Raw genomic sequence first — 6,815 nt, forward strand, 5'->3', positions numbered from 1 at the left:
CCGGAAGGTCGGGTCCTCCAACAGTGCCTCGATGGAGACCGTCATCGCCCCTCCTTCAGTTGAAAAGGGAGATCAGTCAATCCAGCATAGCACCGCGTTCTCATGGTGTCAACCGTATCGGCCATGCCGCTCGCCGAGGTAGAAACGCCGCGGGCGGCGAAGGCGAGCCGGACCCGCTGAAGGCCGGGATACAGAATTGGAGGGGGGTTTGACAGGGGAGGGATGGGCGCATTACTGTAGAGGCGAACAGGCCTCCCCGCATGTCTCGCGGAGGGGGGAGCGTCCGATCGAGCCTGTGGCCCCGGAGGGGATTGTGGCATGCGCATCATGATCATCGGCGAGCCGGGGGCGTTGCCGGAGACGCTGGCCCGCTATCGAGAGGACCACCGGCCGGTCAAGATCCATACGTTCCCCTCGGTGGAGGCGGCGGAGCCCCGGCTGGAAGACCTGGCGCCGGACCTGATCTTGCTGGACTGGCGGGTGTCCGGGGCCCGGGCCTTTCTGGAGCGGAACCGCCGCCGGCCCTTCGGGCTGGTAGTGATCGGCCCGCCGCTGTCGGCGGCGGATCTGGTGGACATGGTCCGCCGGGGCGCTCTGGATTTCTTGCTGGCGCCGGATCATCCGGATGAGGTGTTCGCCTGCCTCCTGCGGGCCGCCGCCGCCGTTCAGGAGCGGCGCCGGTCCGCCGGGATGGCCGACCGCCTGCGGCGCCAGTTGCAGCAACTCAGCGCCCTCTACGAGGTCGGCCAGGCCATGACGGCCTCCCTGCGCCTGGAGGAGATCCTCCCGTTGATCGTGGACACCGCCATCCATCTGACAGGGGCGGAGGAAGGAGGGGTCTGGTTGATGGGCGAGGATGGGGAGGCCCTGTATCTGCACGTGCACCGGAGCCGTCTCCCGGAGCCCCTCGGAGGCGCGTCGGGGGTGCCGGAGCGGGTGGCGGTGGCCGACAGCCTGCTGGGACGGGCCGTGCGCACCGGCCGCCCCATCCTCCTGGGCCCCGGCGCCCATCCCCTCGACACCGGGATTCTGGTGCGGTCGCTGCTCTATGTCCCGTTGCGGGCCCAGGGCCAGATCTTGGGCGTGCTGGGGGTCATCAACCGGTTCTCCACCTCCCCCTTCAGCGAGGACGATGTCCACGCCCTGACCATGCTGGGCGACCAGGCGGCCGTCGCCATTGAGAAGGCCCGCCTCTTCGAAGCCATCCGGGCGGCCAAGAGCCGCCTCGAGGCGATCCTCCAGGGGATCGAGGAGCCCGTGCTGGTCACCGATTTCGAGGAGAACCTGTTGCTGATCAACCGTTCGGCCCGCCAGCACCTCGGCCTGGGCGCGGCGGCGGTGGGCCGACCCCTGCGCGCCGTCCTGGCCCACGAGGAACTGTTGGCCCTCTTTGACCGTAAGCCCCCCCTGGGTCAGACCGTCCGCCAAGAGGTGGCCTTTCCCAACCGGCTCACCTTTCAGGCCAGCCTGACTGCCGTGGAGGGGGTCGGCTATGTAGTGGTGATGCAGGACATCACCTATCTGAAGGAGCTGGACCGCATCAAGTCCGAGTTCGTCTCGATCGTTTCCCATGACGTGCGCACACCCCTCACCACCATCCGGGGCTACGTCAGCCTGTTGCCCCGGGTCGGCCCGCTGAACCCGCGCCAGCAGGAGTTCGTGGAACGGGTGGAGCGGGCCATGCAAACCATCGTCGAGCTCCTGAACAACCTGCTGGACCTCTCCCGCCTGGAGTCCGGCTACGCCCTGGCGATGGAGCTCTGCGCGCTGCCCGAGATCCTGGACGAGGCGGTTCAGATCATCCGGCCCCAGGCGGAAAGCAAGGGCCACACCCTGGTCCTGGAGATCCCCCCCGATCTGCCCCCCGTCGATGGCGATCCCCGTCGTCTGGAGCAGGTCTTCCTGAACCTGTTGAGCAACGCGGTGAAATATACACCTCCCGGAGGACGGATCATCGTGCGCGCCCGCGAGCAGGACGGATACATCGCCGTCCAGGTGATCGACACCGGGGTGGGGATCCCGCCGGCCGATCTGCCCCACATCTTCAGCAAGTTCTATCGGATCCGGCGGGAGGGGGAAGCGACGGAGGGCACCGGGCTGGGGCTGGCGATCGTGAAGTCGATCGTGGAGCGCCACGGGGGCCGGGTCTGGGCGGAAAGCGAGGTCGGCAAGGGAAGCACCTTCACGGTGCTGCTCCCCTGTCGCGCCGGGCCTCCCCCGCGCCTCGAGCCGGGGGCCCGGCGGCAGGAGCCCTCGGGCTGAGCGGACAGTCCCTTTCATCCTCCCACAGAGGCGTCCGATGGCATGGCTGATCGTTCACGGATGGGTGTGCACGATGGAGGATCCCCCGGGGGTGATCGAGGACGGAGCCGTGGCCATCGAGGGGGATCGCATCGCCATGGTGGGGACCACGGCGGAGGTCCGCGCTCGGTATCCGGAGGCGGAGGCCTTGGATGCCCAGGGGCAGTTGGTGTTGCCGGGCAACCTCTGCGCCCACACGCATTTCTACGGCGCCTTCGCCAGAGGGATGGCCCTGCACGACGAGCCGCCCGCCCATTTCCCTCAGATCCTCCGTCGGCTCTGGTGGCGGCTGGACCGGGCGCTGGACGAGCGGGCGGTGCGGCTCTCGGCCCTGGTCGCTATGGTCGATGCCATCCGGCACGGCACCACCACCCTCATCGATCACCACGCCAGCCCCTCATGCATCGACGGCTCCCTTGACGTGATCGCCGAGGCGGCCGTGGAGGCCGGCCTACGGGTGTGCCTCTGTTACGAGGTGACCGACCGCAACGGGCCGGAGGGCGCCCGGGCGGGGATCGCCGAGAACGTCCGGTTCATCCGCCGGGTGCAGCGCTGGCGGGCCGAGGGGGATCCCCGGGGGTCGCTGCTGGCGGCCGCTTTCGGGCTGCACGCTGCCTTCACCGTGGGCCCCGAGACCATGGCGCGGGCCGCCGCCGAGGCCCAGGCCCTGGGGGTCGGCTTTCACATTCACGTGGCCGAGGACACGGCCGACGAAGGCCATAGCCTCACCGTCTACGGGGTCCGCACCGTCGAGCGCCTGGCCCGGGAAGGGGTGTTGGGCCCCCAGACCCTGTGCGCCCACTGTGTCCATGTGGACGCGGCGGAGATCGCCCTGCTGGCCCGCACCCAGAGCAAGGTCAGCCACCAGCCGCGCTCAAATATGAACAACGCGGTGGGGGTGGCCCCCGTGGCCGCCATGCGTTCGGCCGGCGTCGTCGTCGGTCTGGGCACCGATGGGTTCGCTCACAACATGTTCGCCGAGATGAAGACCGCCTACCTGGTCCACAAGGTCCACGCTCGGGATCCCCGGGTGATGGACGCCGAGGCGGTGCTGTCCATGGCCTACCGGGAGAACGCCCGCATCGCCGCCCTCTTCTGGCCGCATCCGCTGGGCGTCCTGGCGCCGGGCGCTTACGCCGATGTGATCCTGTTGGACTACCGGCCCTACACCCCGCTGACAGCGGAGAACTTCCCATGGCATCTGATCTTCGGCATCGACGGCGCGCACGTCACGACCACCATCTGCGGGGGGCGGGTGCTGATGAAGGACCGGCGGCTTCTGACGCTGGATGAGGAGCGCATCGCCGCGGAGGCGCGGGCCTACGCCCCGGTGGTCTGGGAGCGGTTCCGGGCCATCGCCGAGGCCGAGCGCGGTGGGTGAGGGGGATGGGGATGAAGATCCAGGTGCGCGTGCCGGCCACCACTGCGAACCTGGGCCCGGGCTTCGATGGGATGGGGCTGGCCCTGGGCCTGTATAACGAGATCGAGGCTGAGCCGGCCCCCGCCCTCGAGGTCCATGTGGAGGGGGAGGGCGCGGAGGAACTTCCCCGGGATGCCACCAACCGGGTCCTCCACAGCGCTGCTCGCCTGTTCGAGCGGCACGGCCGCCCACTCCCCCCCATGCGGGTGCGCTGTCGCAATCGGATCCCATTGATGTCCGGCTTGGGCTCCAGCGCGGCAGCGGTGGTGGGGGGTCTGGCTCTGGCGGCGGCCTGGCTGGGGCTCTCGGAGCCCCCCGACCGTTGGCTGGAACTGGCCACGGAACTGGAGGGCCACCCGGACAACGTGGCTCCCGCGCTGTTGGGGGGGCTCGCGCTGGTGGCCCGGGACGAGGAAGGGCTGGTGGCGGTGCGGGTGCCGGTGCCGCCGTTGCGGGTGGTCCTGGCCCTACCCGCCGTGCGGGTCGCCACCGAGATGGCCCGCCGGCTGTTGCCTGCCCAGGTCCCGCTGGCCGACGTGGTCTATCAGATCGGCCACGCGGCGCTCCTGGTTCACGCCCTGCGGGAGGGGGATTGGACGTTGTTGGGCCGGGCGATGCGGGATCGGCTGCACGAACCTTACCGCGCACGGTTGATCCCTGGCTACGAGCAGGCGGTGGCCGCCGCGCGGGCAGCAGGGGCGGCGGCCGTCTGCATCAGCGGATCCGGGCCGGCCCTCGCCGCCTTCGCCCCCGCGAACCACGAGGCCATCGCCGCGGCGATGGCGGAGGCCTTCGCCGCGGCGGGCGCCCCCGCCCGCACCTGGGTGGTCGAGGTGGCGCAGCAGGGGGTCCAGACCTCCGTGGCGCTGGAGGGGCCAGACGGGCCGTGAATCTCTTCCAAGGGGGTGCCGATGGCGTTCGGGCGGCGGTTGTGGGAGGCCTTCAAGACGGTAGCCATCCTGTTCTCCTTCGCGGTGAACCTGACCCTGGTGACGGCGCTGCTCTTGCTCTACTCCCATCTGGCCACCCTCAAGGGCACGGTGAACGAGACGGTGGCCCGCCTGGAGGGCATCGTCCAGGATCTAGGGGGCGCCCGCATCTCCACCACCATCCCGATCCGCCAGGCGGTCCCGGTGGCCTTTGAACTGCCGGTGCAACAGGACACGGTGGTGGTGACCCTGGCGCCGGTGCCCATCACCACCGCCGCCACATTCCAGTTGCCCGGCGGCGGCGGCACCATCAACGGGACGGTGTTCATCAACCTGCCGCCGGGGACCCGCCTCCCGGTCCGATTGAACATGACCGTCCCAGTGCGCACCCAGATCCCGGTGAACTTCGACCAGCCGGTGAACATCGCCTTGGGAGCCTCGGGGCTGGATCCTGTGGTGACGAAATTGCTGGCGTTGTTGCGGGATCTCCAGGCGGTTCTGGATCTGATCCCAGCGCCGTGAGCGGGTGGCAATGCGGCTGCGGACGCACGGGGTCGTAGGCGCCGCGGTCGGCCTCTGGATCGGCGGGCCCGCCGGTGGGGCCCTGGGGGCCTTCGCAGGGATGGTCCCCGATGTGGACCTGGACGTGGGCTCGGTGGGGCGCGCGGCACGGTGGCTGGGGATGGTGGGCGTCGCCGTGGGGCTGGCGGGTGGGTATCTCCTCCGCTCCGGGGCCATCGCAGCCGTCGCCATCGGAGGCGGGTTCCTGTTGCTGATGCTGGTCCGTCTGCCTCATCGGGGGCCCACCCACTCCTTGGCGATGGCCGGCCTGTGGGGCGCGCTGGGCGGGCTGCTGTGGGAGGATCCGGCGCTGGCCGGGGCGTGGCTGGCCGGTTACCTTTCCCATTTGTTCTTAGATGCCCTCACCCCCTCCGGGATCCCCTGGCTCTGGCCTTTCTCCTCGCACCGGCTCCGCCTGGCCCACTGGCGGACCGGCTCGGCGTGGGATCTGGGGATGCTGATGCTGGGGGGTGCGATCGGCCTGGGCGGCCTGCTGCGGTGGCTGGGCGGCCTGTGATCCATAGGAGACGGGTGGGGATACGGATGGACGAGCGTCCGCATCTTCCCGAGGTGTGCGATTACGAAGAGACCGATTATGAGGCCTTCTGGCGGGCGGGCCGGACGTATGAGGACCTGGCCGAGCGGATCGCCCTGCGGGCCCTGCTGCCGCCCCGGGGCCGGCGGCTGGTGGAGATCGGCGCCGGCTTCGGACGGCTGGCCGATCTCTACGAGGGCTACGCGGAGATCTACCTGCTCGATTACGCCCGCCGTCAACTGGAGGCGGCGCAGCGCCGCTGGGGCCACGATCCCCGTTTCCGGTTCGTGGTCGCCGATCTCTATCGCCTCCCCTTCATGCCCAGCCGGTTCGACGCCGTCGTGATGGTCCGGGTAATCCATCACGTCCAGGACGTCCCGGGGGCGTTGCGGGAGATCCGTGCCGTCCTCCGCCCCGGTGGGACCTTCGTCCTGGAGTTCGCCAACAAGCGGAACCTCAAGGCCATCCTCCGCTATTTCCTGGGCCGGCAGTCCTGGTCCCCCTTCGATCCGGAGCCGGTGGCCTTCGCCCCGCTGCACTTCGATTTCCACCCGGCCTGGATGCGGACCCGGCTGGCGGAGGCCGGCTTCCGGATCCGGGAGGAGCGAGCGGTCTCTCAATTCCGCCATCCGTGGCTCAAGCGGTGGATCCCCGCCCGATGGCTGGCCCGGCTGGACGGCATGGTGCAGCGGGTGGGGGCCCTCTGGAACCTGACGCCCAGCGTCTTCCTCCGGCTGGAGACGGCCCCAGGGGCGCCACCGGAGCCAGCGGCCGAGGGGCTCTGGCGGTGTCCCCTCTGCCGGCAGCCGGCGGTCGAGGAGGAGCGAGCGGTGGTCTGCCCAGGCGGGCACCGCTGGCCCCGGGAGGGATCCTTCTACGTGATGCGCCCGCGGTGAGCGGTCCCCTCAGCGGGCGCTGCCCACCCACCAGGCCGTCCCGTCGGTCCAGAGGACGATCCAGCCCCGCTCCCGGACGCGCCACACCGACCGCAGGCCGGAGACAGCGCTGGCGGCCGCGCCGGCCGGCGCCCCGCCCACCATCAGCCCCCACGCCTTCGCCTGGCGGGCCG

General features: G+C 70.3%; 6 protein-coding genes. All 6 read left to right on the top strand.

All coding sequences use genetic code 11. From position 1 onward, the window contains the following. Positions 1–318 precede the first annotated feature (318 nt). The 6 genes from C4313_RS10760 to C4313_RS10785 are packed head-to-tail and all read left to right on the top strand — an operon-like array spanning position 319 to position 6,642. Entirely contained in the window at positions 319–2,262 is a 1,944-nt protein-coding gene (locus C4313_RS10760; RefSeq protein ID WP_352429862.1) for an ATP-binding protein, read from the top strand. A 37-nt stretch (positions 2,263–2,299) separates the two neighbouring features. Then, entirely contained in the window at positions 2,300–3,682 is a 1,383-nt protein-coding gene (gene ssnA / locus C4313_RS10765; RefSeq protein WP_352429863.1) for a putative aminohydrolase SsnA, read from the top strand. Between the two features lie 11 nt (positions 3,683–3,693). Continuing rightward, the gene (thrB, locus tag C4313_RS10770; protein WP_352429864.1) at positions 3,694–4,611 is read left to right on the top strand and encodes a homoserine kinase; all 918 of its coding nucleotides are present in this window, start codon (positions 3,694–3,696) and stop codon (positions 4,609–4,611) included. 21 nt (positions 4,612–4,632) lie between these two features. Beyond that, positions 4,633–5,172, top strand: a complete 540-nt coding sequence (locus C4313_RS10775) for a hypothetical protein (protein ID WP_352429865.1) — start codon at positions 4,633–4,635, stop codon at positions 5,170–5,172. 10 nt (positions 5,173–5,182) lie between these two features. After that, positions 5,183–5,728, top strand: coding sequence for a metal-dependent hydrolase (locus C4313_RS10780; protein ID WP_352429866.1), 546 nt, complete (start codon positions 5,183–5,185; stop codon positions 5,726–5,728). A 26-nt stretch (positions 5,729–5,754) separates the two neighbouring features. Continuing rightward, on the top strand, positions 5,755–6,642 hold the full coding sequence (locus tag C4313_RS10785) for a class I SAM-dependent methyltransferase (protein WP_352429867.1): 888 nt from the start codon (positions 5,755–5,757) through the stop codon (positions 6,640–6,642). Positions 6,643–6,815 lie beyond the last annotated feature (173 nt).

It is taken from the genome of Thermoflexus sp. (assembly GCF_040289485.1).
Classification (GTDB): domain Bacteria; phylum Chloroflexota; class Anaerolineae; order Thermoflexales; family Thermoflexaceae; genus Thermoflexus.

Bases quoted from the DNA above. Each gene is read 5' to 3' on its own strand.
- C4313_RS10760 (WP_352429862.1), top strand. From the start codon at position 319: ATGCGCATCATGATCATCGGCGAGCCGGGGGCGTTGCCGGAGACGCTG.
- ssnA (WP_352429863.1), top strand. From the start codon at position 2,300: ATGGCATGGCTGATCGTTCACGGATGGGTGTGCACGATGGAGGATCCC.
- thrB (WP_352429864.1), top strand. From the start codon at position 3,694: ATGAAGATCCAGGTGCGCGTGCCGGCCACCACTGCGAACCTGGGCCCG.
- C4313_RS10775 (WP_352429865.1), top strand. From the start codon at position 4,633: ATGGCGTTCGGGCGGCGGTTGTGGGAGGCCTTCAAGACGGTAGCCATC.
- C4313_RS10780 (WP_352429866.1), top strand. From the start codon at position 5,183: ATGCGGCTGCGGACGCACGGGGTCGTAGGCGCCGCGGTCGGCCTCTGG.
- C4313_RS10785 (WP_352429867.1), top strand. From the start codon at position 5,755: ATGGACGAGCGTCCGCATCTTCCCGAGGTGTGCGATTACGAAGAGACC.